This window comes from Donghicola sp., assembly GCF_025210255.1.
GTDB lineage: Bacteria > Pseudomonadota > Alphaproteobacteria > Rhodobacterales > Rhodobacteraceae > Donghicola > Donghicola eburneus.
In genome coordinates this window covers 1-25,109 of sequence record NZ_JAOARZ010000020.1, presented here as the reverse complement: position 1 = coordinate 25,109, position 25,109 = coordinate 1, and the positions used below count along the sequence as shown (strand labels likewise).

The 25,109-nt window shown below is 58.4% G+C and carries 26 protein-coding genes and 1 other RNA gene; 12 read left to right on the top strand and 15 right to left on the bottom strand.

The annotated features are described in order from the left end of the window. Nucleotide 1: 1 nt before the first annotated feature. Together N4A58_RS06795 and N4A58_RS06790 are read right to left on the bottom strand one after the other, a co-directional pair. Nucleotides 2–1,927, bottom strand: a complete 1,926-nt coding sequence (locus N4A58_RS06795) for an extracellular solute-binding protein (RefSeq protein WP_293708493.1) — start codon at nucleotides 1,925–1,927, stop codon at nucleotides 2–4. 169 nt (nucleotides 1,928–2,096) lie between these two features. Then, on the bottom strand, nucleotides 2,097–2,612 hold the full coding sequence (locus tag N4A58_RS06790; protein ID WP_293708492.1) for a cytochrome c family protein: 516 nt from the start codon (nucleotides 2,610–2,612) through the stop codon (nucleotides 2,097–2,099). 113 nt (nucleotides 2,613–2,725) lie between these two features. Between N4A58_RS06790 and N4A58_RS06785 the strand changes: the two genes are divergently transcribed. Continuing rightward, the gene (locus tag N4A58_RS06785) at nucleotides 2,726–3,562 is read left to right on the top strand and encodes a prephenate dehydratase (protein WP_293708491.1); all 837 of its coding nucleotides are present in this window, start codon (nucleotides 2,726–2,728) and stop codon (nucleotides 3,560–3,562) included. A gap of 15 nt (nucleotides 3,563–3,577) precedes the next feature. Here the strand turns inward: N4A58_RS06785 and N4A58_RS06780 are convergent, their stop codons facing one another. Together N4A58_RS06780 and nudC are read right to left on the bottom strand one after the other, a co-directional pair. Continuing rightward, a complete protein-coding gene (locus tag N4A58_RS06780; protein ID WP_072709810.1) occupies nucleotides 3,578–4,039 on the bottom strand; it encodes an SRPBCC family protein in 462 nt (153 codons plus the stop codon). Nucleotides 4,040–4,082: 43 nt separating this feature from the next. Then, on the bottom strand, nucleotides 4,083–5,051 hold the full coding sequence (gene nudC / locus N4A58_RS06775) for an NAD(+) diphosphatase (protein WP_293708490.1): 969 nt from the start codon (nucleotides 5,049–5,051) through the stop codon (nucleotides 4,083–4,085). Nucleotides 5,052–5,194: 143 nt separating this feature from the next. Between nudC and N4A58_RS06770 the strand changes: the two genes are divergently transcribed. The 7 genes from N4A58_RS06770 (at nucleotide 5,195) to N4A58_RS06740 (ending at nucleotide 11,324) form a co-directional block, all read left to right on the top strand. After that, nucleotides 5,195–7,171, top strand: a complete 1,977-nt coding sequence (locus N4A58_RS06770; protein ID WP_293708489.1) for a bifunctional 2',3'-cyclic-nucleotide 2'-phosphodiesterase/3'-nucleotidase — start codon at nucleotides 5,195–5,197, stop codon at nucleotides 7,169–7,171. A 68-nt stretch (nucleotides 7,172–7,239) separates the two neighbouring features. Further along, the gene (locus N4A58_RS06765) at nucleotides 7,240–7,884 is read left to right on the top strand and encodes an HAD family phosphatase (protein WP_293708488.1); all 645 of its coding nucleotides are present in this window, start codon (nucleotides 7,240–7,242) and stop codon (nucleotides 7,882–7,884) included. 44 nt (nucleotides 7,885–7,928) lie between these two features. Next, nucleotides 7,929–8,027, top strand: an RNA gene (gene ffs / locus N4A58_RS06760) — signal recognition particle sRNA small type. A gap of 165 nt (nucleotides 8,028–8,192) precedes the next feature. Further along, nucleotides 8,193–9,947: a DNA polymerase III subunit gamma/tau gene (locus N4A58_RS06755; RefSeq protein WP_293708487.1), complete on the top strand. Its 1,755-nt coding sequence runs from the start codon at nucleotides 8,193–8,195 to the stop codon at nucleotides 9,945–9,947. A gap of 23 nt (nucleotides 9,948–9,970) precedes the next feature. After that, nucleotides 9,971–10,315 (top strand): YbaB/EbfC family nucleoid-associated protein, encoded by a 345-nt coding sequence (locus N4A58_RS06750; RefSeq protein WP_072709799.1) that lies wholly within the window; start codon nucleotides 9,971–9,973, stop codon nucleotides 10,313–10,315. A gap of 6 nt (nucleotides 10,316–10,321) precedes the next feature. Then, entirely contained in the window at nucleotides 10,322–10,915 is a 594-nt protein-coding gene (recR, locus tag N4A58_RS06745) for a recombination mediator RecR (RefSeq protein ID WP_072709797.1), read from the top strand. A 67-nt stretch (nucleotides 10,916–10,982) separates the two neighbouring features. After that, nucleotides 10,983–11,324 carry a hypothetical protein gene (locus N4A58_RS06740; protein ID WP_072709780.1) on the top strand — a complete coding sequence of 114 codons (342 nt, stop codon included), beginning with the start codon at nucleotides 10,983–10,985 and terminating at the stop codon, nucleotides 11,322–11,324. 63 nt (nucleotides 11,325–11,387) lie between these two features. On the opposite strand, the gene N4A58_RS06735 is transcribed toward N4A58_RS06740, so the two are convergent. Continuing rightward, on the bottom strand, nucleotides 11,388–12,149 hold the full coding sequence (locus tag N4A58_RS06735; RefSeq protein ID WP_293708486.1) for a DUF1013 domain-containing protein: 762 nt from the start codon (nucleotides 12,147–12,149) through the stop codon (nucleotides 11,388–11,390). Nucleotides 12,150–12,278: 129 nt separating this feature from the next. Here N4A58_RS06735 and N4A58_RS06730 point away from each other — a divergent pair, with 129 nt between their 5' ends. After that, entirely contained in the window at nucleotides 12,279–12,902 is a 624-nt protein-coding gene (locus N4A58_RS06730; RefSeq protein ID WP_293708485.1) for a ribonuclease T2, read from the top strand. A gap of 12 nt (nucleotides 12,903–12,914) precedes the next feature. On the opposite strand, the gene N4A58_RS06725 is transcribed toward N4A58_RS06730, so the two are convergent. Both N4A58_RS06725 and N4A58_RS06720 read right to left on the bottom strand, forming a co-directional pair. Then, entirely contained in the window at nucleotides 12,915–13,898 is a 984-nt protein-coding gene (locus tag N4A58_RS06725) for an NAD(P)H-quinone oxidoreductase (RefSeq protein WP_293708484.1), read from the bottom strand. Nucleotides 13,899–13,910: 12 nt separating this feature from the next. Next, nucleotides 13,911–14,603 carry a COQ9 family protein gene (locus tag N4A58_RS06720; RefSeq protein WP_293708483.1) on the bottom strand — a complete coding sequence of 231 codons (693 nt, stop codon included), beginning with the start codon at nucleotides 14,601–14,603 and terminating at the stop codon, nucleotides 13,911–13,913. Between the two features lie 111 nt (nucleotides 14,604–14,714). Here N4A58_RS06720 and rpsU point away from each other — a divergent pair, with 111 nt between their 5' ends. Then, entirely contained in the window at nucleotides 14,715–14,918 is a 204-nt protein-coding gene (gene rpsU / locus N4A58_RS06715; protein WP_072709771.1) for a 30S ribosomal protein S21, read from the top strand. 116 nt (nucleotides 14,919–15,034) lie between these two features. Here the strand turns inward: rpsU and N4A58_RS06710 are convergent, their stop codons facing one another. From N4A58_RS06710 to N4A58_RS06680, 7 genes are all read right to left on the bottom strand, one after another. Beyond that, the gene (locus tag N4A58_RS06710) at nucleotides 15,035–15,895 is read right to left on the bottom strand and encodes a lysophospholipid acyltransferase family protein (RefSeq protein WP_293708511.1); all 861 of its coding nucleotides are present in this window, start codon (nucleotides 15,893–15,895) and stop codon (nucleotides 15,035–15,037) included. A gap of 69 nt (nucleotides 15,896–15,964) precedes the next feature. Next, nucleotides 15,965–16,243, bottom strand: coding sequence for an HPr family phosphocarrier protein (locus N4A58_RS06705; protein ID WP_072709769.1), 279 nt, complete (start codon nucleotides 16,241–16,243; stop codon nucleotides 15,965–15,967). 8 nt (nucleotides 16,244–16,251) lie between these two features. Continuing rightward, nucleotides 16,252–16,644: a PTS sugar transporter subunit IIA gene (locus tag N4A58_RS06700; protein WP_072709767.1), complete on the bottom strand. Its 393-nt coding sequence runs from the start codon at nucleotides 16,642–16,644 to the stop codon at nucleotides 16,252–16,254. Between the two features lie 8 nt (nucleotides 16,645–16,652). After that, entirely contained in the window at nucleotides 16,653–17,543 is an 891-nt protein-coding gene (rapZ, locus tag N4A58_RS06695) for an RNase adapter RapZ (protein ID WP_293708482.1), read from the bottom strand. Between the two features lie 7 nt (nucleotides 17,544–17,550). Continuing rightward, complete coding sequence (locus N4A58_RS06690; RefSeq protein ID WP_293708481.1) at nucleotides 17,551–18,009, bottom strand: serine kinase; 459 nt, start codon at nucleotides 18,007–18,009, stop codon at nucleotides 17,551–17,553. A gap of 3 nt (nucleotides 18,010–18,012) precedes the next feature. After that, a complete protein-coding gene (locus tag N4A58_RS06685) occupies nucleotides 18,013–19,731 on the bottom strand; it encodes a sensor histidine kinase (protein WP_072709761.1) in 1,719 nt (572 codons plus the stop codon). Continuing rightward, on the bottom strand, nucleotides 19,731–20,432 hold the full coding sequence (locus N4A58_RS06680; protein WP_072709750.1) for a response regulator transcription factor: 702 nt from the start codon (nucleotides 20,430–20,432) through the stop codon (nucleotides 19,731–19,733). Before N4A58_RS06680 ends, N4A58_RS06685 begins: the two co-directional genes overlap by 1 nt. 335 nt (nucleotides 20,433–20,767) lie before the next feature. On the opposite strand from N4A58_RS06680, the gene N4A58_RS06675 reads away from it, so the two are divergent. After that, on the top strand, nucleotides 20,768–22,366 hold the full coding sequence (locus tag N4A58_RS06675; protein ID WP_293708480.1) for a phosphoenolpyruvate carboxykinase: 1,599 nt from the start codon (nucleotides 20,768–20,770) through the stop codon (nucleotides 22,364–22,366). A 108-nt stretch (nucleotides 22,367–22,474) separates the two neighbouring features. Here N4A58_RS06675 and N4A58_RS06670 read toward each other — a convergent pair whose 3' ends face one another. Further along, on the bottom strand, nucleotides 22,475–23,245 hold the full coding sequence (locus N4A58_RS06670) for a sulfite exporter TauE/SafE family protein (protein ID WP_293708479.1): 771 nt from the start codon (nucleotides 23,243–23,245) through the stop codon (nucleotides 22,475–22,477). A gap of 147 nt (nucleotides 23,246–23,392) precedes the next feature. On the opposite strand from N4A58_RS06670, the gene N4A58_RS06665 reads away from it, so the two are divergent. Next, the gene (locus N4A58_RS06665) at nucleotides 23,393–25,081 is read left to right on the top strand and encodes an acyl-CoA dehydrogenase family protein (protein WP_293708478.1); all 1,689 of its coding nucleotides are present in this window, start codon (nucleotides 23,393–23,395) and stop codon (nucleotides 25,079–25,081) included. Nucleotides 25,082–25,109 lie beyond the last annotated feature (28 nt).

Here is a 25,109-nt window from a genome sequence, read left to right as displayed (position 1 = left end):
CTTAGCGCAGCACGCCTGCGTCTTTGAGTTTTTCTGCTTTTTCAGCGTCGTACCACCAGAAATCCAGATACCCCAGATCAAAACGAGGCAGCTCTTCTGGGTGGCCATACATGTCGTAATAGGCGACCCAGTAGACATCGTTGTACCACGTCGGGATCAGGAACCGCTTCGCGCGGAAGACACGGTCCAACGCGCGAGTGGCGGGTTCAATCTCGTCCAGCGTGGTGGCCGCAACAATCTCGTCGATCAGTGCGTCCACACCCGGATCGGCGAGGCCCGCGGGGTTGAACAGGCTGTAAGCCGCATCAGCCGAGCCGAACTGCTGCATCAGACCGGTCGAGGGATGCTCGTACATGCCATAAGCGGTGTAAATCATGTCGTAGTCGCGATCGCGACGGCGATTGGTGAACTGCGCCGGATCGATGCGATTGTAGGTTGCGTCGATACCCAGAGCTTTCAGATTTTCGATGAAGGGCAGCACAATGCGGTCAAAGGTTGGGCTGTCTTCAATGATCTCAAGGCTAAGGACCTGACCATCTTTGCTGCGCATCCCGTCATCTCCAGCAACCCATCCAGCATCTTCTAGCAAGCGTGACGCCTTGCGCAGGTTGCGACGATCCAGCTGGCTGTCGCCCGAGGTATGGGGCATGACCGGCTCGGATGTTTGGATACCATCGGGCAGGAGGTCAGCGTATTTTTCGAGCAACTCGAGCTCGTTGCCTTCGGGCAAACCCTTGGCGGCAACAGGGCTATTTTCCCAGAACGAGGTGCGCTGCTGGAATAGGCCGAATTGCACCTGCTTGTTGGTCCATTCGAAATTGTAGGCCAGCCCGATCGCCTCGCGGACGCGGATATCCTGCAGCTTTTCTTTGTCCAGATTAAAGACGAAACCAGCCGCTGCGGGCACGTTGCCGTTGGGCAACTCCTCTTTGACGACGTAGCCATCATTTAGATTCGGAAAATCATAGGCCGTGGCCCAAGACCGCGAACTGTTCTCTTGGCGGAAGGTGTAAGCGCCTGCCTTGAACCCCTCCATCGCGGCGTTGGAGTCGGCAAAGTATTCGACACGAATTCGGTCGAAGTTGTTACGGCCCTGATTGATCGGCAGGTCATCGCCCCAGTAATCATCGCGGCGCTTGTACACGACGCGGCGGTTGATGTCGTAGCTTTCTAGCATGTAGGGACCAGACCCAAGCCCGGTTTCCATGCGGCTTTCATCCAAACGTGCGCCCGTTTCCTCGTACCATTTTTTCGAAAAAACCGGCTGACCACCAACCTGATCAATCAGCGATCGGCGCGGGATGTCTGGGGCAAAGGTGAATTTCACGGTGTAGTCATCAATGACTTCAGCCCCCAACACGCGCTTACCCACGGCTTCGCGGTAGCTTTGCAGGGACTGCTCCATCATCAGGTTGTGGCTGAACACCACGTCATGAGCGGTCACGGGGCTGCCATCCGAAAACTTCGCTTCGGGGCGCATATTGAAGATCACCCACGATTTGTCTTCGGGATACTCGAGGCTCTCGGCAAGTAGGCCATAGTAGACCTCTTCTGCGTCGGACACCCCGATCAACAGCGATTCGAAAGGGATAGACGACAGCGACGCCGCCCGCCCCTTGCGCGAATAGGGATTCATGCTGTCAAACGTGCCGTCTGCGGAAATTGCCATCTCGCCGCCGCGCGGTGCGTCGGGGTTCACATAATCCAGATGTTCGAAATCCTGCGGGTAATTCAGCTCGCCAAAGAACGAGTAGCCGTAGGTCTTGATCGTGTCGCCTTCGGTCTCTTGAGCCTTGACCATAGAGGCACCGGCCAGCACGGCCAGACCAACCAACCCTCCCCATAGCATCTGACGCATCTGCGGACGCGGATCAGGGCGCGCGGCGCTGCGGGCGGCGGCCTGACGGGGACGATGGGGTTGGCGCATAAAAACCTCCTGAAATGTCGCTGTCACGATCATATAGTTCGCAACGCTAAAGCGTGAAGCGACAAAGGTGCAAGTCGAGGATGCGTGAGCGAGCGTGAACAACAGCTTAAAACGAAAAAGGGCTGCCCGAGTGGACAGCCCTTTTTGAATTTCAAATTCAGGATAAACCTTAGTTGCTGATGCTCTGCAGGTAAGCGACGAGGTCAGCACGATCCTCAACCTTGCGCAGGCCAGCAAAGCCCATCGATGTGCCGGGCGCTGCGCCCTTGGGGTTTTCCAAGAATACGTTCAGGTTCTCGGCGCTCCAAACATCACCGACCGCGCTCAGCGAGCCAGAGTAGTTGAAGCCAGCGACGCTACCAATGGCACGGTCTACAACACCGTTCAGGTGCGGGCCGGTTGCATCTTCGCCGTCAACTTTGTGGCATGCAGCGCATTTCTTGAAGACGCGTTCGCCTTTGCCCGCATCTGCGCTGGCAAGCAGGGTTGCAAAGTCAGGGCCTTCTTCTTCCTCTGCTGCACCGCCTGCATCCGCGACTTCGATGACATAGCCCTGTGCGTGCTCGTCACCGTGGCCTCCGCCCATCGCGTAAACTTCTTCAGCAACCCACTTGCCGAGAAGGAAAATCAGAAAGGCGCCACAAAATCCGCCCAGAACCTTGGTGAAGGTCATCGTATCAAGCATGGCTCGCGTCTCACTTCGTTAGCTGTTGCGGCTTCATATGCGCTTCCCCCCAATGGACGCAAGGTGTAGTTACCGCGACCAAACGCCCGATTTGGCAGAAATGGACGAAAAACATGGCAAAACGTATCGCTTTCCAGGGGGAACTTGGCGCTTATTCGCATCAGGCATGCCGCGAAGCGCGCCCAAATGATGAAGTAATGCCCTGCGCAACGTTTGAAGACGCCATCACTGCCGTAAAATCGGGCGAAGCTGACCTCGCCATGCTGCCCGTCGAAAATTCGACCTACGGCCGAGTCGCCGATATTCACTACCTTCTGCCCGAATCCGGCCTGCATATTGTCGACGAAGCGTTCGTGCGTGTCCGAATCACCTTGCTCGGAATCAAGGGCACCCAGTTGTCGCAGGTGAAATCCGCGATGTCCCACTCGATGCTGCTGGGTCAATGCCGGTCATTCCTGACAGAACACGGTATTCAGCGTATCACCGGCGCCGACACTGCGGGGTCTGCCCGCGAGATCGCCGAGCGCAATGACCCCGAACAGGCAGCGCTGGCGAGCGAGCTTGCTGGTGAGATCTACGGTCTAGATGTTTTGGCCAAGGACATTGAAGACGAGGGCACCAACACCACGCGCTTCCTGCTGATGCGTCCCGCGATCGACCTGACCCGCCGCGGGTCGGGCAAGATGATGACCACCTTTGTTTTCCGCGTTCGCAACATCCCCGCCGCGCTCTACAAAGCGATGGGCGGATTTGCGACCAACGGCGTCAACATGACCAAGCTGGAAAGCTACATGGTCGGTGGCCACTTCACCGCGACCCAGTTCTATGCGGATATCGAGGGTCATCCAGAAGACGACAACGTACGTCTCGCGCTCGAAGAGCTGAGCTACTTCACCGATCATCTGAAAATTCTGGGGGTCTACCCCGCATCGCCCCGCCGCGAGAGCTGACTGCAAAGCCGCGCCTTAGCGCGCGGCCGATTTCTCCATCTCGCGAGCAAAGTCAGTCACCCGCTGCTTGAACCTCTTGTTCAGCTTCTGCTTCCCCAGCTTGAACGACTGGATCAACAGACGTGCTGGCAGACTGCGCGGCTTGAGTTCCAACTCCAATTGTAGCCGCGTCCGCTTCTTTGACAGGGGCGTGAGGTCAACGGTGAGATGGTGTAGCATGCCGCCAGATTTTCCTTCGAACATCATGCCGTTAGGGGGATCGTAGCTGATCATCTGCGCGTCCAGATGACGCTCCTTGCCCCGCAGCACAAAATCCATTTCCCACTGCATACCCGCACGGGCATCTGCATGGTTATCGAGACGACGGATCTTGACCCCACGGCGCAGGGCCGCACGCTCGAATTGATCGAGGTCGCTGACCTCCTCGAATACCTTGTCGAGGGGCAAATCGATGTCTTCTCGTGTGCTGAACTTCATGCTTCCATCAATTCCGTAATTTCAAAGAAACTCAATCTATCTTTCAATCTAACTGGTCAGAAAGCCACTTCTGTAACAGGAACTGGGCAATCGCTCCTTTGCGGGCAGGCTTCAGGGTCGGGTGCTGACCGATAAAGGCTTTGGCAACCTCTTCGCGGCTGAACCAAACCGCGTCTTCCAATTCTGCCGGATCGATCTTGATCTCTTCGGTCAGCGCCTCGCCGCGGAAACCAGTCATGAGGCTGGCTGGAAAGGCCCAAGGCTGACTCGCCAGATATTCCACACGCCCGACTTTAATCCCCGCCTCTTCCACGACCTCGCGTCGCACCGCAGCCTCTAGCGTTTCGCCCGGCTCCACAAACCCAGCGAGCAGAGAGTACATTCCCTCGGGCCAGCCCGGTGAACGGCCCAGCAGCACCGAGTTGCCATGGGTAATCAGCATGATCACAACGGGGTCGGTCCGCGGAAAATGCTGGGACTTGCATCCGTCACAGCCGCGCTGCCATCCACCCTGTCCGGTTTCGGTTTTCTGCCCACAGCAGGCGCAGAAGCCGTGACGGCGGTGCCATTCAACCATCGCCCGCAATATCGCGGCCAATTCGGCATCGCGCGGGCTCAGATGAGTCATGATCATTCGTAACTCGGCAAAGACCTGATCGGGCTTCAACGTCGGGTGGGTTTGCTGCGTCGTATCGACAAAGCCCCCCAGTTCAGAGCCATCCAAACCTTCGGGCCACCAGTCCTTGAGCCAGTGACCAAAGACCGGTCCACCCTCTTCCATGCCCAGAAATAGGACATCAGGCTCGCATTCTGAAAGAAGCGGATGGTCGTGCGGCAAACGGACCAAATCATCCATTTCCTCGCCCTGCACCAATGGCTTGCCTTGCCACAGAACGATGTGCGTTCCGGTGGGGTCACGGCGCAAATCTGCTAGGGCACTGGCATTGCTTCGCAAATGAGCCGCGCGGTTTAGATCAGAGCCTCCGAATGTTACTGTCTCTGCGTCGCGCATTGCCGGTTCCTATCTTAATCTTCCAGCTTCATGCCACGCGGATGCACGCGCAGCAACGGCCTCTCTGCAGAAATGCTTATCGTTATGCACGCGTCATAGTTGCACTCTACCTGAATACCGGGAATGGATGGGAGTATGATGAAATGGTCGTTTCGAAATACAGAATTACACGTCGCAACTTTCTGGCAAGTACTGCAGCGGGCGGGACGATGATCGTTCTACACCCCTTTTCCGCAGGCGCCGCTACCAATCAGGCGCACCTACGGATCATGGAAACAACGGATCTGCACGTGCATGTGTTTCCCTATGATTACTACGCGGACAGGCCCATTGATACGGTAGGCCTCGCCCGCACGGCCTCTTACATAAAAGACATCCGTTCCGAGGCGACTAACAGCTTGCTCGTCGACAATGGGGATTTTCTACAAGGCAACCCTATGGGCGATTACATCGCCTACGAACGGGGCATGAAAGATGGGGACATGCACCCCGTCATCACAGCGATGAACACGCTGGGATTCGATGCCTCGACCTTGGGTAACCACGAATTCAATTACGGCCTCAGCTTCCTGATGAAATCACTGGCCGGTGCCAGTTTTCCTGTCGTCTCGGCCAATGTGGCGACGAAATTAGGTGCCACCCCGACTCAGGACGAAACACTAGTGAAGCCATACGTGCTGCTGGACCGGACCATCACCGACGGTGCAGGCCAGACGCATCAGATCAAGATCGGCCTGATCGGCTTCGTCCCGCCGCAGATCATGAACTGGGATTCGAAGCATCTGGTCGGCAATGTCGAAGCTCGCGACATTTTAGAAACCGCCGAAGCCTATGTCCCCGAGATGAAAGAACAGGGCGCGGATATTGTGATTGCACTGTCCCACTCGGGCATCGGATCAGCCCAGCGAACTGATGGGATGGAGAACGCCTCGGTCCCGTTGGCCGAAATCGACGGCATTGACGCGCTGATGACCGGCCACAGTCACCTCGTATTCCCCAGCCCGACCTACGCTGATTTCGCCGGTGTGGACGCCGAGGCTGGCACAATCCACGGCAAGCCCGCCGTCATGGGCGGGTTCTGGGGCAGCCATATGGGCCTGATTGACCTGATGCTGGAACGCGAAGGCGGCGAATGGCGCATTGTAACCCACTCTGCCACCGTGCGTCCGATCTACGAACGCGGCGACGACCGCAGCATCACCCCGCTGGTCGAAAGCGACGACGCCGTGCTCGCGTCTGTCCGCCAAGAGCATAACGAAACGCTGGACTATGTGCGCCGCGCCGTGGGCAAGACCAGCGCGCCGCTTTACAGCTATTTCGCTTTGGTTGCCGACGATCCGTCCGTCCAAATCGTGTCGAATGCGCAGATGTGGTACATTGAACAGATGCTCGCAGACACCGAGTACGCGGAGCTGCCCTTGCTCTCGGCTGCGGCGCCGTTCAAGGCGGGCGGCCGCGGTGGTCCTGACTACTACACCGACGTGCCAGTCGGCGATGTGGCGATCAAGAATGTAGCGGACTTGTATCTCTACCCCAACACGATTCGGGCCGTGAAAATCTCTGGAGCGCAGCTGAAAGACTGGCTGGAACGCTCTGCTGGTATGTTCAACCAGATCACCGAAGGTGAACAGGACCAGACCCTGCTGGACCCCGACTTCCCCAGCTACAACTTCGACGTCATCGACGGGGTAACCTATCAGATCGACCTAACCCAGCCCTCGAAGTTCGGGCCAAAGGGCGAAGACCTGAATCCAGAGGCGAACCGCATCGTGAATCTCTCATACGACGGCGCGCCTGTTGATCCTGATCAGGAATTTATCGTCGCCACCAACAACTACCGCGCCAGCGGCGGTGGTGACTTCCCCGGAGCCAAGGGCGATACGATCATCTTTGAAGGGCCGGACACCAACCGCGATATCCTTGTCCGCTATATCGTCGAGCAAGGAACCATCAATCCAACTGCTGACAACAACTGGTCCTTTGCACCGGTGCCGGACACAACAGTGTTGTTCGAAACCGGCCCCAAAGCCAAAGCGCATCTAAGCGACATCGCAGCCTTGGACATCACTGAGGCGGGCGAAGGCGACGAAGGCTTCACGCTCTTCCGCATCGCTCTCTAAGCTGATAGCGATAACCCGAAAGAGGGGCGGCCTTCGCGGGTCGCCCTTTTGGTTGTCAGGAGAGCGCGATGAAGTTTGACGCGGTTATTTTTGATCTCGACGGGACGCTGATCGACACAGAGGCTCTGGGCTGGCAAGCTGGACGTCGGGCCTTTGCTGAGCAAGGCATTGATCTGGAAGAAGACCTGTTCCACCAACTTGTCGGCCGCGACAAGCAAACCGGTGGCGCCATCATCCGTGCCCGGTATGACGATGTGGACATGGCGCAGATCGAACGACGCTGGGCCGAGATTGTCGGAGAGCTGTATGCGACAGACGGCATCCCTCATAAGCCGGGCCTCTTGGACGCGCTGGCGGCGGTCGATGCGGCGGGCCTGCCCAAAGCGATCTGCACCTCGTCCCAACAGGGTGAGGCGGAACTCAAGATGACCGCGACCGGGCTGCACTCCCATTTCGATGTGGTTGTGACCGTCGCCCACGTGGAAAACGCAAAGCCCGCGCCCGAGCCTTATTTGTTGGCCGCGCAACAGCTGGGAGTTGCGCCCGGCCGTGCGCTTGCATTCGAAGATTCGGAGACCGGTGCGCAAGCCGCGTTCGCCGCAGGTTTGACGGTGGTTCAAGTGCCGGACGCCATCCCATCGTCGCGCCGATTTGCACATTTCGTAGCCGACGACCTGATGGCGGGACTGAAATGGGCGGGGATCATCGGATAATCCGCCCCCTTGCATTCTGTTTTCGAACGCCCTAAATGACGCCTTGAGAGGTTGGCGCGGGCGAGCGCCTCGCCAACCCGGTCAGGTCCGGAAGGAAGCAGCCGCAACGAGCCCCGCTTGGGTCGCTGTTCAACCTCTCACCTTATTCCCCGACATCTTGATCTCGTGGAACCCACGCGAGTGGGGGCTTTGCCCCCGCCGCGCTGGCGCGCGTCTCCCCCAGAGTATTTTTGCCAAAGTGAAAGCAGCGGCGCTGGACCTTTGACAGGGTGAGCCTTAGGTTTGCCACGGAAGAATTGGGAGGCCCCATGAGCGAGACCGGACAGACTGCCTATCAGGTATTGGCGCGGAAATACCGCCCCGAAACCTTTGCCGATCTGGTCGGTCAGGACGCAATGGTGCGCACGCTGAAGAACGCCTTTGCTGCGGACCGGATTGCGCAGGCGTTCATCATGACCGGCATTCGCGGGACCGGTAAGACGACCACCGCGCGGATCATTGCCAAGGGGATGAACTGTATCGGGCCGGACGGAAACGGCGGGCCGACGACCGAGCCTTGTGGTCAGTGCGAGCACTGCACCGCGATCATGGAAGGGCGTCATGTCGACGTCATGGAGATGGACGCCGCTTCGCGCACCGGTGTGGGTGACATTCGTGAAATCATCGATTCTGTGCATTATCGGGCGGCTTCGGCGCGCTACAAAATTTATATCATCGACGAGGTTCACATGTTGTCGAACAGTGCGTTCAACGCGCTGCTCAAGACGCTGGAGGAGCCTCCGGCCCATGTGAAGTTCATCTTTGCGACGACCGAAATCCGCAAGGTGCCTGTGACGGTGCTATCGCGGTGTCAGCGGTTCGACTTGCGCCGGATTGAGCCCGAGGTGATGATTGCGTTGCTCCGTAAGATCGCAGGGGCTGAAAGCGCAGATATTTCCGATGATGCTTTGGCGCTGATCACCCGCGCGGCCGAAGGATCCGCGCGCGATGCAACCTCGCTGCTGGATCAGGCGATCAGCCATGGGGCGGGTGAGACCACCGCAGATCAAGTGCGTGCGATGCTGGGACTGGCGGATCGTAGCCGCGTGATGGACCTGTTCGAGATGGTCATGGGCGGGGATGCCGCTGGGGCTTTGACCGAGTTGGGGGCGCAATACGCGGATGGGGCCGATCCCTTGGCCGTTCTGCGAGATATGGCCGAGATCACCCACTGGATCAGCGTGGTGAAGATCACCCCCGATGCGGCAGAGGATCCGACCATCAGTCCAGACGAGCGCCGCCGCGGTGTTGATCTGGCGAACCGTTTGCCGATCCGGTCGATGACCCGCATGTGGCAAATGCTGCTGAAGGCGCTAGAGGAAGTCAGTGCCGCGCCGAACGCCATGATGGCCGCCGAGATGGCGATCATTCGTTTGACCCATGTGGCAGAGCTGCCAAGCCCCGAGGAGTTGGTACGTAAGCTGCAGCAAGACCCGCCCCGCGGCCCCGCGCCGAGCGGCGGCCCCGCTGGTGGCGGCGGAGGCAACGTATCAGCCCGCGGCTCTATGCCCACGCCAACCCATACTGGTCCCAGTGGTCCCGTTGCCCGTGGCGGAGCACAGCCGGTGACCGCACAGGCGAACCCGCTTGCGGCCTATGCGACATTCGAAAACGTTCTGGACCTGATCCGCACCCATCGCGACGTAAAACTCTTGATCGAGGTTGAGAATTACTTCCGGCTCGCGAAATACAGTCCCGGTCGGATTGAGTGCGAAGTGACGGACCAAGCACCGCGTGATCTGGCGCAACGCCTTGGGTCGCGATTGCAGGCATGGACTGGTGCGCGATGGGCCGTGATTGTGGTAGGCTCTGGCGGTGGCAAGACGATTGCCGAAGTGCGCGACGCCGAAGCCTTGGCACTGCGACAGGAAGCCGAGGCACACCCGATGTTTGCCGCCGTGCGCGCCCTCTTTCCCAAGGCGCAAATTACGGAAATCCGCACGCAGGCCGAGCAGCAAGCCGAAGCGATGTCAGAGGCTCTGCCCGAAGTCGAAGATGAATGGGATCCTTTCGAGGATCAGTAACCACCCGAAATAGGAGAAACCCGATGTTCAAAGGTTTGGGCGCCATGGGCGACATGGCCAAGATGATGAAAACTGCTAAGGACATGCAGACCCGCATGACCGATCTGCAGGAAGAAATGAACGACATGACCGTCACTGGCGAAGCTGGGGCGGGTCTGGTCAAGGCGACCGCCAATGCCAAAGGCAAGGTGAAGTCGCTGGACATCGACCCTTCGATCTTTAGTGCCGAGGACAAAGAGGTGGTCGAGGACCTAATCCTTGCCGCGATCTCTAACGCACAAGATAAGGCACAAGAAAAGGCCGCCGAAGAGATGCAGAAGCTGGCCGCCGAAATGGGCCTGCCTGCGGACATGAAGCTGCCCTTCTAAACGAATATGAGCAGCACCCGCGACATCGACAAGCTGATCGAGATGATGGCCCGACTGCCTGGCTTGGGGCCTCGCTCGGCGCGGCGTGCTGTGCTGCAAATGATCCGCAAGCGGGGACAGCTTTTGTCCCCGCTTGCGGAACAGATGGCCAAGGTCGCGGCAACCGCCCGCGAATGTCTGAACTGCGGGAATATCGGGACCGAGGACATCTGTGACATCTGCCGGTCTGAAAAGCGCGCAACCGGCGAGATTTGCGTTGTCCAAGACGTCAGCGATCTGTGGGCGATGGAACGCGGCGCGGTTTTTGGCGGGCGGTACCATGTGCTTGGCGGTACGCTATCGGCACTTGATGATATCGGCCCAGAAGATATCCGCATTCCGCAGCTGGTCGCCCGTATCGAAAACGAACAGATCTCCGAAGTTATTCTGGCGCTGAACGCAACTGTAGACGGGCAAACCACCGCTCACTACATCGCGGACCAGCTGGATGGCCGCGTGCGCATAACTTCGCTTGCCCAAGGCGTCCCGATCGGCGGAGAACTGGATTATCTGGACGACGGCACAATTTCTGCCGCGCTCAAGGCACGTAGATCAATTTAATTTTAATAAATTGGAACTAAGTTAGCTTCACTGGGTTTAAGGTCCGGAATTTATTGAGGCTATTATAATGAATATTGAGCAAGCCCGCTGGCAGGACGAACAAAGGTTCTGGCTCGAAGGTCCTGCGTTCTACAATGACAAAATCGCTGAAGACGCGGTCATGGTACTTCCGAAGCCAACCGGCATTCTGTGCGGCAAGAAAATCCTCAATGTGATTGAAAAAGGTCCGCGCTGGGAATCAGTCGAGTTCGAGGACGAAATCGCGATGCGTCATGGATCGGCCTTTGTTTTGGCCTACGAGGCCCACGCCAAGCGCGGCAAAGACACCTATCGCGCGCTCTGCAGCTCCACCTATTGCGAAGCAGACGAAGGCTGGAAACTGATCGCACATAATCAGGTTCCTGTCTGACACGCAGCCCAAAAAGCAAAAACCCGGCACTAGGCCGGGTTTTTCGTGGAACCGTATTCCGTCTTATTTGTCGTCGTCTTCGTCGTCGCTCGAGTTCGGCAAGTTGAAGAAGCTGTCCGCATCGCGGGTGTCGTCGAATTTGTCTGCTTCTTCTTCCTGATCGTTCGAGTCCGATCCGAAGCTAAAGGTCTCCAGACCTTCGATCGCGGTGGGGATACGAGGCTCGGCCGAGTCCATGGACAGGCTTGCCTCGGTGCTAACCAGCGCGCGACGCTCGTCGTCCGACATCACGCCTTCGGCGCGACGCTTCTCGGCTGCTTTCTGAACGGCAAGGTCCAGCTCCGACTGCTTGCACAGGCCCAGTGCGACGGGGTCGATCGGGTTGATGTTCGCAATGTTCCAGTGGGTGCGCTCGCGGATCGCTGCGATGGTCGGTTTGGTGGTGCCGACCAGCTTGGCGATCTGGCTGTCCGCCAGTTCGGGGTGGAACTTGACGAGCCACAGGATCGACGCCGGACGATCCTGACGCTTGGACAGGGGGGTGTAGCGCGGGCCGCGGCGCTTTTCCTCGCCCTGAGCCGCTTTGTTGAACTTGAGCTTCAGCTTGTGCATCGGATTGTTTTCCGCGCGCTTGATCTCTTCGGCGTCCAACTGGTTATTTGCGACGGGATCAAACCCACGCACCGAACCGGCCACATCGCCGTCGGCGATCCCCTGAATTTCCAGCTCGTGCATGCCGACGAAATCAGCGATCTGCTTGAACGACAGAGTGGTGTTGTCAACGAGCCATACAGCCGTTGCCTTCGCCATGATCGGTTTGCCCATGTGGTCACTCCTTGAATAGACTTCCCCCGTCGCCCGCCTTCGGGGCTGTCCTGCCTTGGCAGAACTGTTCACAATTTACGGGGAACTGAACGGCGATATAGCGTGAAACGGGTAAAAGGAAAAGGGCAAATGCGTTGGGTGATAGGACTGCTACTTTCGACCGCTGTGGCACATGCCGAGGGCGACACAGCCGGTGAGTTCGACTACTACGTCATGGCCCTGAGCTGGAGCCCGACGTGGTGCGCAATCGAAGGGGATGCGCGGGACGCCGAGCAGTGCGACACCGATCTGGGATGGAGCCTGCACGGCCTTTGGCCCCAGTTTCACCGCGGATATCCCAGTTATTGCAACACGGTAGAGCGTGCGCCATCTCGCCGCGAAACCGGCGAGATAGCCGATATCATGGGCTCTGGAGGGCTGGCGTGGCATCAGTGGAAAAAGCATGGCGTCTGCACTGGCCTAAGTCCAAACACCTATTTTGATCTGTCCCGTCAGGCTTATGAAACGATCACCCGTCCTGACGTCTTTCGCCGGTTGGAGGAAGAGGTCCGCCTGCCCGCCTCTCTGGTCGAAGAAGCTTTTTTAAAAGCGAATCCCCAGCTTGAGCCAGATATGCTGACGGTCACCTGCCGCGACCGCCGCATTCAGGAAGTGCGCATATGTCTGTCCAAGGATTTGGACCCTGTCCCCTGCGGACAGGACGTGGTGCGCGATTGCACGCAAAAGGATGCGCTGTTCGCCCCTATTCGCTAGGGGCGATGCCCATTAGCTGACTTTCAGGACAATCTTGCCAATGTGCCCGCTGCTTTCCATGCGGGCATGCGCTTGGCTCGCTTCGTCCAAAGCAAATTCGCTATCCATCACGGGTTTGATCTGACCAGCGCTCAGCAGTGGCCAGACCTTTTCTCGTAATTCAACTGCAATACGCGCTTTGGCCAGATCACTCTGGGGGCGCAGAGTGCTGCCCGTGATTGTCAGACGGCGCATCATGACTTGGGCAAAGTTCAATTCGACCTTGGGCCCCTGCAGGAACGCGATCTGAACCAAGCGACCGTCATCAGCCAGCGATTTGACGTTGCGCGGCAGATAGCTGCCCCCGACCATATCTAGGATCAGGTTCGCACCACCCTCAGCACGGACCACCTCGACGAAGTCTTCGTCGCGATAATTGATCGCGCGCTCTGCGCCTAGATCGATGCAGGCTGCACACTTGTCTTCCGACCCGGCTGTGACAAACACACGGGCACCGAAATGGCGGGCGAGCTGTATTGCTGTCGTGCCGATGCCCGACGAGCCGCCGTGGATCAGGAACCGCTCGCCGGCCTGCAAGCCGCCCCGCTGAAAAACGTTCGACCACACGGTGAAAAAGGTCTCGGGCAGACAGGCCGCCTGGTCCATCGACATGCCGTCAGGGATGGACAAGCAGTGCGCTGCAGGCGTTGCCACGTACTCTGCGTAGCCTCCGCCAGGCAGAAGGGCGCAGACTTGATCGCCGACCTTCCACTCTGACACGCCTTCGCCCACCGCGCTAATCTCGCCCGAAGCCTCAAGGCCCGGCAAGTCGCTTGCCCCCGGGGGCGGATTGTAGAGTCCCGCGCGCTGCAGAGCATCGGGGCGGTTCACACCGGCATAGGCCACGCGGATCACAACTTCGCCTGCCTTTGGCGCCGGAATGTCACGCTGTGCTGGGGTCAGCACTTCGGGGCCGCCCGGTTGAGCGATTTCGATCACGCGCATGTCTTGGGTCATTTCGTCCTCGGGTCAGCTTTGGGATTTCGGGGCCATGTGACCCGGCAATCCCTGATCGTTCAAGCGCGAAGGGGCCTTGATGTGCGAAAGTACCGCATTCGGCCCTGCCATCAGCTTGGAGAGGAACGGGCTTTTGCGCACGGTCGCCTTCATCTTTTCGATCTGCATGACGTTCTCGATCCGGCGATCGAGGAAGGCCCACGTCGCCTCGTGTCCTTCGCTCTCGTCCCCCAGCCAGTAGAGCACGGTCGAAGAATAGACAGCGGCCAGCGTCGCGCGCTTCGTGTACCAGTTCACATCGTCAGAGGTGTCACCGATTGAATTCCAGATTGCGTCGCAGGTCTGCCAAATCAGTTTGGAGCCATCAGCCGCATGCTGGGGCAGCGAAAACAGCGTCATCCCGCGGCGGACCAGTTCCCTGTCCTCGACCAGCTCCAGCCGCGTGCGCACGGCAAAGGTGATCTTTTCACGGATCTTCATTTCCGCAACATCGGGTTCGGCCATCCGCATCACCATTTGCGCGTCGCCTTCCTGATGAAACGCAATGGCTAGGTCGACGGCCCCACGAGGGCACACGGCGCTGGCCAAAACGGGATCAATCCCTGTGTCGGCAACAGCCGCCTGATAGGCAGGGCGAGTCCACCCATCAAAGGGGACGTGCATCTTGATCGCGTCGAGAAGCTGTGCTTTGGGCGAGTCGGTCATATGTCTGCTCCGTCTGTTTCTCCGGATGCTAGACAAACTAGGGCGCCGATGCTATACGGCCACTTCCTGCTATTGATTGAAACTCTAAACTAGAAAGGTGGTGACACCGGTATGCAGGTCAGTGTTCGTGACAACAATGTCGATCAGGCGCTCCGCGCCCTGAAGAAAAAGCTTCAACGTGAAGGCGTTTTCCGTGAAATGAAGCTTAAGCAGCACTTCGAGAAGCCCTCTGAGAAGAAGGCACGCGAGAAGGCAGAAGCGATTCGCCGCGCTCGCAAGCTGGCACGTAAAAAGGCCCAGCGCGAAGGTCTATAAAGACATTCAGTCGCACTGAAAAAGAATTGAGACCCCCGAGGCCCGGCCGCGGGGGTTTTGCTTTTTGCGCCTGACGGCGCGGCCTACGGCCGTGGGTATTTTCACCAAGATGAAGGTTAGGCGGTTGTTCCCAATGCGAGCGTTTGCTCGCGGAGCCACCCCATGAAACCGCGGGGGTTGGTGGACCATTTCGCGATTTCATCGCGGTCGAAGACGTTGCCAACCACGGGCGCCTGCGGTTTGTTCAGAGCATGCACGACTTCATGCAGCAGCAACCCCTGACGCAGGGTGGCTGAAGTGCGGTTTGCCATCTGGTACCAGCGCGAGTTTGAACCAGGGAAGAAGATCGGCAGCACGTCCGCTTTGGAGCGCTGGATCATTTTCGCAGTAAAGGGATTCCATTCCCGTTCAATTGCGGGGCCGAACATGGTGTCGGATGAGGCGACCACACCTGACGGAAACAGCACAATGGCCCCGCCATCTGAGAGGTGATCCATCGCCCGTTTGCGCATAAGCAGGTTCTTCTGCAGGGCGTCTTCTTCGTGTGCGAAGGGAACTGGGATCATGAATTCGTCGATCTCGCCAACGCCCGTCAGCAAAGAGCGCGTCAGGATTTTGTAGTCCGTGCGGCGGCGGCCCATGAGTTCCGCCAGGACCATACCGTCGACCAGCCCGTGTGGGTGGTTTGCGACCACGATAAGCGGACCCGTCTCGGGGATACGATTGATCTGTTCTTGTGGGGTCTCGAGCGGAATCCCCATCACTTCAAGCGCCTGTTTCCAGAAAGGTTGACCAAAGGGCACGCCCATCGCTTCGAACCGACGGATCAGACGCAGGAGACGTAGCTTGCCGGTCAGGAACTCCATCGTCTGAATGGTACGGCGTTGGAAAGCATTATCAAACGTAGTCGCATAAGAGAGGCGGCGGCGATCGTAGGACTGGTCCGATAGGTTTCCGCCGTCCCCTTGGCCACTCAGCGACGCTGAGTGAAGACGGTCAGAGTGGGACTCGGATGTATCCGTCACAATCGTTCCCCCTGCCCGCGATCACATGTCTTCGCCAAAGCGGTCCGCGACCAGAGCTTCGAGCGCATCGGCCAGTTCGGTCGACTGGGGTCCCGTCGTCTCAACATCAATCGATGTGCCATGGGCGGCCGCAAGCATCAGCAATCCCATAATGCTGTCACCAGAGGTGGACATGCCGTTATGGGCAACCTCGGCACGGGCATCGAATTGCTCGACAACTTCGACAAATTTTGCCGAAGCGCGGGCATGAAGCCCTTTGACGTTGATGATCGGGAATGTGCGGCAAACAGAATGTGACATAAGGGCTCTTAGTCCTCACTGACGTCGCAACTGTCAATATATTTCCGCCCTGCGGTCAGCGCACACTGGGCTGCTTCGGGGACGTTCAAATGGCGGCTCTTGGCCAGCTTGATCAGCATGGGCAGGTTCGCGCCATATAGAATTCGTCGGTTTTTGGGGCTGCAGGCCCGAAGACTCAGGTTCGACGGAGAGCCGCCAAACATATCGGTCACGACAATCACTCCGTCGCCGCTGTCGACAGCATCCGCTGCTGCGGAAATTTCGCGCTGCTTCTGTGCACGGTCATGATCCGGTTCGATCGAAATGGCGCTGATCCCGCTCTGCGGGCCTACCACATGTTCAACCGCGGCCAGATATTCTTTGGCCAACCCACCATGCGCGACGATTACGATCCCGATCACGCCTTGCCTTACTTACCCTTTGCAGAACCCGAGGGGGCCTGTCTTTCCAATTCACGATGTCTAATTGACACCTGCCATCCCGCAGTTGCAAGGGCTTTGGCCAGCTTTTCTGCGAGTGCAACCGAACGGTGTTGTCCTCCGGTACAACCAAACCCTATCGACAAATAGGATTTTCCCTCTGTGGCATATTGTGGCAATAGGAATTCAACCAGACCTTTTACGCGATCGAAAAACTCGGCAAAGCGCGGGTCTTGGCTGATGTAGTCGCTGACCGCGTCGTCCTGACCATTCATCTTTCGCAGCGCAGGTTCCCAGTAGGGGTTACGCAGAAACCGCGCATCGAAGATCATGTCGATGCCGCGCGGGGTGCCCCGCTTGAACGAAAAGGACTGAATTGAAACGGCCAGATTACCCTCTTGCCCAATCGCGAATTGGCGCTCGATCTCGGCCTTCAGGTCGTGTGGAGTCATCTCCGAGGTGTCTAGCAAAATATCTGCCCGTGCACGGATCGGTGCCAGCAAATCTAATTCGCGGTCGATGCCGACCTCGGCAGTTTCGGCAGGCGACAGCGGATGACGGCGACGAGTTTCGCTATATCGGCGCAGCAGCACCTCGGGCGAAGAGTCCAGATACAAGAGCTGCACGCCACTGTTGGGGTTACGCGCCAAATCCTCCATTGCATCCAGCATCGCGTTCATACTGAAATCACGGTTGCGCACATCAAGCCCCAACGCGAGCCGGTCGCCAGCTACAGCATCCTTCATCACGGCTGGCAGCAGGCGCAGTGGGAGGTTGTCGATAACCTCGAAACCTAAGTCCTCGAGCGCATTTATCGCGGTTTTCCGTCCGGCGCCCGAAGGCCCCGTCACCCAGACAACGCGCGGTGATTGTTCTGACATGTGTCTGTCATTCCCCATCTATCCCGTGGGTAAGATATTGCATAAGGGCTGCAGGGAAATAACCCCTCTCGACTTTATGAAGAAGCGGCCTTTGCAAGCCGAACACAGTCAGATCCCGTGACTGCGGCAAGCGCTCTGTCTCGGTCTGGTCCATATCAACAAAGAGGGAGACGGGCGCAGACCCGGTCGCAGCCGCCCGCAAAATACCAACGCCCCGCGCTTCAATCCGTCCACAGATCGTTTCGGGGCAGCGCGCGATAATCTGTGCTCCCTCGCGTGTCAGCACTGTGCGATCATCCGCCACGAGCGTACCGCCTAAAGACATCAGCATCAGTGCCATCGAGGATTTGCCGCTACCTGATGCCCCAAACAACACCACTGCTTGGCCATGCACCATAACAGTAGAGGCATGAACCATTGCTGGTCCATGCCCCCTTGTGATCTCGGTCAGTGCTAGAGTCCGCATGAGTTAGAGCGGTAGCCCCACTACGAAGCGGGCGCCCAGCGGGTCCGAAGTCGGGTCAGCGTGGCTGGCACGGATGTTCTCGGCCCAGACAACTCCGCCGTGGGCTTCGACGATCTGCTTTGAGATCGCGAGTCCCAGACCCGAGTTATTTCCAAACTGACCTTCGGGGCGGTGCGAGTAGAAACGTTTAAAGATTTTGGTCAACGACTGCTCCGGGATGCCGGGCCCCGTATCCTCGACCACCACCAGAACGCGATTGTCCCGCTGTCGGGCCCACACGCGGATCGCGTCGCCCTCCTCGCAAAAGGAAATCGCATTCGTGATCAGGTTTACAAAGACCTGCGCTAGACGCGCCTCCAGGCCTGTCAGTTCGATCGAGTCGTCGGGCAGGTCAGAAATAAAGTCGATGCCTTTGGCTTTTGCATCCTCGCCCAAATATTGGATCAGATTGCCGAGCATCGTCAGCAGATCAAAGGTCTCTTCCTCTTCGCGGACCAGCTCGCTGTCCAGACGCGACGCATTTGAGATATCACTGACCAAGCGGTCCAGACGCCGCACATCATGTTCAATCACCTCGAGCAGCTTATCCTGCTGCTCTTGCTTCTTGGCGAACCGCAGGGTGCCGACCGCCGAGCGCAAGGAGGCCAGCGGGTTCTTGATCTCGTGAGCCACATCGGCGGCGAACTGCTCGTTGCTGTCGATCCGCTCGTACAGCGCACCGACCATCCCGCGCAGGGCTTCGGACAGGCGGCCAATCTCGTCGGGACGGGCGGACAAGTCAGGAATACGAACACGGCCAGGGCTATACCGCGTGCGATTGCGGTCGCGGCCAATCTCGGCAGCTGCGGCTAGATCGGACAGCGGGTTCGCGATGGTCGAGGCCAAGAGCAGGCTAAGGCCGACCGACACAAAGAGTGCGACGATGAACATCCGAAGCACACGTTCGCGCTCAACGCTCACAAGGCGGTCGATTTCGGTCGTGGAGCTCGCCATGGCGATCGCGCCGACAGGCAGGTCGCCCACCATGATTGGGGTCGCAACAGTGAACACTGTGTCGCCAAATGCACCCACGCCAGTGGCCATGCGTGTCTCGTTGATGCGCGCGCCGCCGATCATGTCGCGCACGATCTCCTCGTTTTCGACACCAGCAGGCAGCGAATCAGCAGGCGCAAAGAATTGCACCATCCACTGCCACACCGTTTCCAGAGCGTCCGTGATGTAGGTGTCATTCTCGCCGACATCCGCCAGTTCGGCGCGGCTGCGGCTGCCTTCTGCGACGGTCAGCAAGTTACCGTTGCCGTCGAAAACGTAGACCTCGGTCCCGCGATACAACGACATCCCCCGCAGGGTATCCTCGGCTCCGACCCCAGCGATGTTCTCAACACCCGCCTCGGCCTGCGCGCTCAAGCGGGCCTCAAATACGTCAGCCACAAGTTCGGCTTCTGCGGCCAAAGAGGTCGCACGCTGCAACGCCAAAGATTCCCGCGATGGGTTCAGGTAGAGGATGCCCGCGAGCAGGACGATCAGACCCAGCAAGTTAAAGGTGATGATCTTGCGCGCCAGCGGCGATGTATTCAGCGTCAGCACACCGCGCTTGGCTGCAGTTTCGCGCTCAACGGTCTCGTGCAGGGCGTCCGGAGAAACGTAATCATCACCCAGCACGATATCGGCAGACCGAACGGCCCGCTTCTGCGCTGCTGAGGTATCTCCGATGTCAGTCATCACTCTTCGTTGTACCGGTATCCGACGCCATACAGGGTTTCGATCGCCGAAAACTCCGAATCGACCATCCGCATTTTCTTACGCAAACGCTTGATATGGCTATCGATTGTACGGTCGTCGACATAAACCTGATCATCATAGGCCACGTCCATCAACTGATCACGGCTTTTGACGAAACCAGGGCGTTGTGCCAGTGCCTGAAGGAGAAGGAATTCCGTTACCGTGAGTGACACGTCCTGCCCTTTCCACGTCACGGCGTGGCGCAGCGGGTCCATTGACAACTGTCCACGGGCCAGAACTTTGCTGTCCTCAACCTCGCCCTCGCTGTCTCCGTTCAGGGCTTCCTGACGGCGCAGCAGCGCGCGGATACGCTCGACCAGCAGCCGCTGAGAAAATGGCTTTTTGACATAATCGTCGGCGCCCATTCGCAAGCCCAGAACCTCGTCAATCTCGTCGTCCTTGGACGTGAGGAAGATGACAGGCATCGTGGTTTTCTTGCGCAGACGCTGTAGCAGATCCATGCCGTCCATGCGCGGCATCTTGATGTCCAGCACAGCCATATCGGGAAGCTTTTTTTCAAAAGCCTCTAACGCTGCTTGGCCGTCATTGTAGGTCTCGACTTCGAACCCTTCTGCTTCAAGGGTCATGGCAACCGATGTCAGGATGTTGCGATCATCATCCACCAGAGCAATTCTGGACATAACTCATTCCTTGTACTGCACGATTATTTTTTCTTACAGTTATGCAGGGATTTCGTATCTCTCCGCAATCCTTTTTGCGATTCGCGGATTTGGTACTATGCTAACGTGGTAATTATGTTAGCGGTCCAATTCTGACAGAGTGTCGCAGACCAAAGTCCCTCTTCGCAGTCATGTTTGCGATAAACTGAATTTGGTTGCGCTAACAGCAGCTTAGCATCCTATTCATTTCCTTTTCCATCATGCTAAGGACCCCTTTACCGACACGTTGCAATGAAGCAACGACATCGGGGCCCTATCAAGTTTTGTGACCGCTGGCGCGGACAGGAGTGAAGAAAATGGCATTTGGACGGGTAAACCCGCAGCATCGGCTTGAAGATCAAGGGATCAGTGAGCTGGGTAATGTCTATTACAACCTCATGGAACCCGCGCTCGTGGAGGCAGCGGTAAAGAATAACGAAGGCCGCCTCGGTCGTGGCGGTGCTTTCTTGGTGACCACCGGCAAGCACACCGGCCGTTCGCCCAAGGACAAATTTGTGGTCCGCACCCCCAGCGTCGAAGACACGATCTGGTGGGAAAACAACGCCCCCATGGAGGCCGACAAGTTCGACATCCTGCACGAGGACATGCTCGCCCATATGAAGGGCAAGGATTACTACGTACAGGATCTGTTCGGTGGCGCCGATCCGGCCAACCGTCTGGACGTGCGCGTTGTGACTGAACTGGCATGGCATGGCCTGTTCATCCGTCACCTGCTGCGTCGCCCTGATCGTGACGAGCTGGACGAGTTCGTTCCCGAGTTCACCATCATCAACTGCCCCTCGTTCAAAGCGGACGCTGAAAAGCATGGCTGCCGCAGCGAAACCGTGATCGCGCTGAATTTCGACAAGAAGCTCATCCTGATCGGCGGTACCGAGTATGCAGGCGAAAACAAGAAGTCGGTGTTCACTTTGCTGAACTACCTGCTGCCCGCCAAAGGCATCATGCCGATGCACTGCTCGGCCAACCACGCCACCGGCAACCCCGTGGACGCGGCTGTCTTCTTTGGTCTGTCGGGCACCGGCAAAACCACCCTATCGGCAGATCCGTCGCGCACCCTGATCGGTGACGACGAGCACGGCTGGTCGGACAAAGGCACCTTCAACTTCGAAGGTGGCTGCTACGCCAAGACCATCAACCTGAACGCCGAAGCCGAGCCCGAGATCTACGCGACCACCACCAAGTTCGCGACTGTGATCGAGAACATGGTTTACGACGAAGAGACCCTCGAGCTGGATTTCGACGATGACAGCCTGACCGCCAACATGCGTTGCGCGTACCCGCTGCACTACATCTCGAACGCGTCCTACTCGGCGCAGGGCGGCCACCCCAAGAACGTCATCATGCTGACCTGCGATGCGTTCGGTGTTCTGCCTCCGATCGCGCGTCTGACACCTGCGCAAGCGATGTACCACTTCCTGTCGGGCTTCACCTCGAAGGTTGCAGGGACCGAGCGCGGCGTGACCGAGCCTGAGCCCACATTCTCGACCTGCTTCGGTGCACCCTTCATGCCCCGTCGCCCCGAGGTGTACGGCAACCTGCTGCGGGACAAGATCGCCAAGCACGGTGCTACCTGCTGGCTGGTGAACACCGGCTGGACCGGCGGCGCCTACGGCACCGGCAAGCGTATGCCCATCAAAGCAACCCGCGCCTTGCTGACCGCCGCTCTGGACGGCAGCCTGAGCGCAGTCGAGTTCCGCAAGGACCCGAACTTCGGCTTCGACGTACCCGTGGACGTTCCCGGTGTCCCCGAAGTGCTGCTGGATCCCCGCCGTACTTGGGGTGATCCCGAAGCCTACGACGCGCAGGCAGAGAAACTGGTCAAGATGTTCTCGGACAACTTCGAGCAGTACGTGCCTTACATCGACAAAGACGTGAAGGCCGCTGCAATCGGTTGATTGGAGTGAGGGGGCGCTGCCCCCTCTTGCCTGCGGCAATTCACCCTCGGGGTATTTTGCCAAAGTGAATAAACGCCGCCGGTCCTGTTTTGGGCCGGCGGTTTTCGTTTAGCCCATCAGGCCGCGGCGGATCAGGTTCAGACCTGCGATCATCAGGACGAACAGCGTTGCTTTGCGGAAGGCCGCTTGGTCAATACGGTCGTTGACCTTGAGCCCCAGCCACATACCCAAGATGGCAGGCGGGACAATGGCGATCGAGAACGGAAGGGTCTCTGCGCGCACGACGCCAGAGCCGATGTGGGCGAACAATAGGACAATCGCACCGAGGCCATAGATCACGCCTTGAACACGAATGTGGTCTTGCTTTGGTGTATCCAAAGCGGTCAGGTAAGCCACAGTGGGCGGGCCCCAGACACCAGAGAGGCCGCCGATGAAACCAGCGAAAGCACCGATCCCAATTTCGGTCGCTTTGCTCGGGGGAGACGAAATCCTGAGCGGCATGCCCGCTAGCTGCGTTGCAGCAAAAATCACGATGGGGATACCGATGATCAGCAACATGACATTGCTGGGGATCACGCGGATCAACTGCGCACTTAGCAACAGAACGATCAACAGCGTCCCAAGGTATCCGCGGAATTTCAGGAGTGATTCCCACGCAGCGCGGGGCCCTTGGCGCAGGGCCTGCATCCCGTTGGTGATCACCGTCGGCAGAATCAGGCCCGCGAGCGCCAATTCCGGCGAAATAACAGAAGAAAGGCCGGAAATGAGAATCATTGGCATGGCAAAACCCACCATGCCTTTGACCACTCCAGCAATGAAAGCGACACTCAAAGCCAGCGCAAAGGCCGACGGTGTCATGAGATGTGTAACAAGTTCCATTTCAGCGCTTTAGCACGGCCATTAGCGCAGTAGGTGAAAAATTCAACGCGCAATATTGGGCATACTTTCGTGCCGACTTTGGTATTTTTATTGCGCTGCGCCTGCAAAGGCTCTAGTTCTCTGCACAAGCATTATAGGAGATGACTCATGGCACATGACGGACAGGACTTCGCAGCGCATACCGCGACGCTGCTTCCCGATTTGCTCAGCCTGACAGAGGCAGCGATCGCGCCCGCCGAGGCGATCCTTGAACAAGCGCTGAACAATGTCCGCGCAATGGTGACTGACGGTGATCGGATTTCGAACGCTCTGGTCGAGCAGAACCAGACGGCGGCGCACGGCGTGGCTTGGCTGGCGACCTATGTCGAAGCGCTGCGCGAGATGCACCGTTGGGCGATCGCGCTGAAGGAAGAAGGCAAATTCGGCGAGACCGAAGAGCTGATCCTGCAGATCGCGTTCGGCGAATACCTGAGCCAGATTGCTGGCGGCATTCCCATGAACCAAGGTGAGCTGATCCGCGTGTCGGATATGGGTGTCTCGCCCGAGGCCGTCGCAGAGATGATGACCGACGCGGTCAAAACCCTGATCGCGAGCGGCAACTCTCAGTCCGCGCGCGTTCGTCTGGTCGAGATCATGCGCGACAACCGTGCGAACCTAACTACGGGCCAGTCGGGTCTAGACGAAGAAATGGAGATGATCCGCGAGCAGTTCCGCCGCTATTCGGTGGACCGCGTGGAGCCTCATGCGCACGAATGGCACCTGAAGGACGAGTTGATCCCGCTGGAGATCATCAACGAGCTGGCGGAAATGGGCGTCTTTGGCCTGACTATCCCCGAGCAATACGGCGGATTCGGCATGTCCAAGACAGCGATGTGCGTTGTCTCGGAAGAGCTGTCGCGCGGCTATATTGGCGTTGGCTCGCTCGGCACCCGTTCCGAGATCGCGGCAGAGCTGATTCTGGCAGGCGGCACCGAAGAGCAGAAGCAGAAGTGGCTGCCCGAACTGGCCTCTGCCGAGAAGCTGCCGACCGCTGTTTTCACCGAGCCGAACACAGGGTCGGACCTTGGCAGCCTGCGCACCCGCGCGGTCAAGAATGCCGACGGCGACTATGAAGTGACCGGCAACAAGACCTGGATCACCCACGCGGCGCGCACCCACGTGATGACCCTGCTGGCGCGGACCGATCCATCGACCGACAACTACAAAGGTCTGTCGATGTTCCTGGCCGAGAAGACCCCCGGCACCGACGAAGAGCCCTTCCCTACACCCGGCATGACCGGCGGTGAGATCGAGGTTCTGGGTTACCGCGGCATGAAGGAATACGAACTGGGCTTCGACAAGTTCGCGGTTAAGGGCGAGAACCTGCTGGGTGGCGAAGAAGGTCAGGGCTTCAAGCAGCTGATGCAGACCTTTGAATCGGCACGTATCCAGACCGCAGCGCGTGCTGTTGGTGTGGGTCAGTCTGCTTTGGATGTTTCGATGCGCTATGCCGAGGACCGCAAGCAGTTCGGCAAGTCGCTGATCGAATTCCCCCGCGTGGCCAACAAGCTGGCAATGATGGCGGTGGAACTGATGATCGCGCGTCAGCTGACCTACTTCTCGGCCCGCGAGAAGGACAACGATCGTCGCTGTGACCTCGAGGCAGGCATGGCCAAGCTGCTGGGAGCCCGTGTGGCTTGGGCGGCGGCGGACAATGGCCTGCAGATCCACGGCGGGAATGGCTTTGCGCTGGAATACACCATCAGCCGCATCCTGTGTGATGCGCGCATCCTGAACATCTTTGAAGGTGCTGGTGAAATTCAGGCGCAGGTGATCGCGCGTCGCCTGCTGGGCTAAGGTGCGTGGGGCTCTGCCCCACACCCCG

Coding starts and splice junctions, on each gene's coding strand:
- N4A58_RS06680 (WP_072709750.1), bottom strand. CDS start 20,432: ATGTCCAGAATTGCTCTGGTGGATGATGATCGCAACATCCTGACATCG.
- N4A58_RS06675 (WP_293708480.1), top strand. CDS start 20,768: ATGGCATTTGGACGGGTAAACCCGCAGCATCGGCTTGAAGATCAAGGG.
- N4A58_RS06755 (WP_293708487.1), top strand. CDS start 8,193: ATGAGCGAGACCGGACAGACTGCCTATCAGGTATTGGCGCGGAAATAC.
- N4A58_RS06765 (WP_293708488.1), top strand. CDS start 7,240: ATGAAGTTTGACGCGGTTATTTTTGATCTCGACGGGACGCTGATCGAC.
- N4A58_RS06735 (WP_293708486.1), bottom strand. CDS start 12,149: ATGGGCAAACCGATCATGGCGAAGGCAACGGCTGTATGGCTCGTTGAC.
- N4A58_RS06785 (WP_293708491.1), top strand. CDS start 2,726: ATGGCAAAACGTATCGCTTTCCAGGGGGAACTTGGCGCTTATTCGCAT.
- N4A58_RS06685 (WP_072709761.1), bottom strand. CDS start 19,731: ATGACTGACATCGGAGATACCTCAGCAGCGCAGAAGCGGGCCGTTCGG.
- N4A58_RS06790 (WP_293708492.1), bottom strand. CDS start 2,612: ATGCTTGATACGATGACCTTCACCAAGGTTCTGGGCGGATTTTGTGGC.
- N4A58_RS06665 (WP_293708478.1), top strand. CDS start 23,393: ATGGCACATGACGGACAGGACTTCGCAGCGCATACCGCGACGCTGCTT.
- N4A58_RS06740 (WP_072709780.1), top strand. CDS start 10,983: ATGAATATTGAGCAAGCCCGCTGGCAGGACGAACAAAGGTTCTGGCTC.
- N4A58_RS06730 (WP_293708485.1), top strand. CDS start 12,279: ATGCGTTGGGTGATAGGACTGCTACTTTCGACCGCTGTGGCACATGCC.
- nudC (WP_293708490.1), bottom strand. CDS start 5,051: ATGCGCGACGCAGAGACAGTAACATTCGGAGGCTCTGATCTAAACCGC.
- recR (WP_072709797.1), top strand. CDS start 10,322: ATGAGCAGCACCCGCGACATCGACAAGCTGATCGAGATGATGGCCCGA.
- rpsU (WP_072709771.1), top strand. CDS start 14,715: ATGCAGGTCAGTGTTCGTGACAACAATGTCGATCAGGCGCTCCGCGCC.
- N4A58_RS06770 (WP_293708489.1), top strand. CDS start 5,195: ATGGTCGTTTCGAAATACAGAATTACACGTCGCAACTTTCTGGCAAGT.
- N4A58_RS06780 (WP_072709810.1), bottom strand. CDS start 4,039: ATGAAGTTCAGCACACGAGAAGACATCGATTTGCCCCTCGACAAGGTA.
- N4A58_RS06750 (WP_072709799.1), top strand. CDS start 9,971: ATGTTCAAAGGTTTGGGCGCCATGGGCGACATGGCCAAGATGATGAAA.
- N4A58_RS06720 (WP_293708483.1), bottom strand. CDS start 14,603: ATGACCGACTCGCCCAAAGCACAGCTTCTCGACGCGATCAAGATGCAC.
- N4A58_RS06690 (WP_293708481.1), bottom strand. CDS start 18,009: ATGCGGACTCTAGCACTGACCGAGATCACAAGGGGGCATGGACCAGCA.
- N4A58_RS06725 (WP_293708484.1), bottom strand. CDS start 13,898: ATGACCCAAGACATGCGCGTGATCGAAATCGCTCAACCGGGCGGCCCC.
- N4A58_RS06670 (WP_293708479.1), bottom strand. CDS start 23,245: ATGGAACTTGTTACACATCTCATGACACCGTCGGCCTTTGCGCTGGCT.
- rapZ (WP_293708482.1), bottom strand. CDS start 17,543: ATGTCAGAACAATCACCGCGCGTTGTCTGGGTGACGGGGCCTTCGGGC.
- N4A58_RS06705 (WP_072709769.1), bottom strand. CDS start 16,243: ATGTCACATTCTGTTTGCCGCACATTCCCGATCATCAACGTCAAAGGG.
- N4A58_RS06795 (WP_293708493.1), bottom strand. CDS start 1,927: ATGCGCCAACCCCATCGTCCCCGTCAGGCCGCCGCCCGCAGCGCCGCG.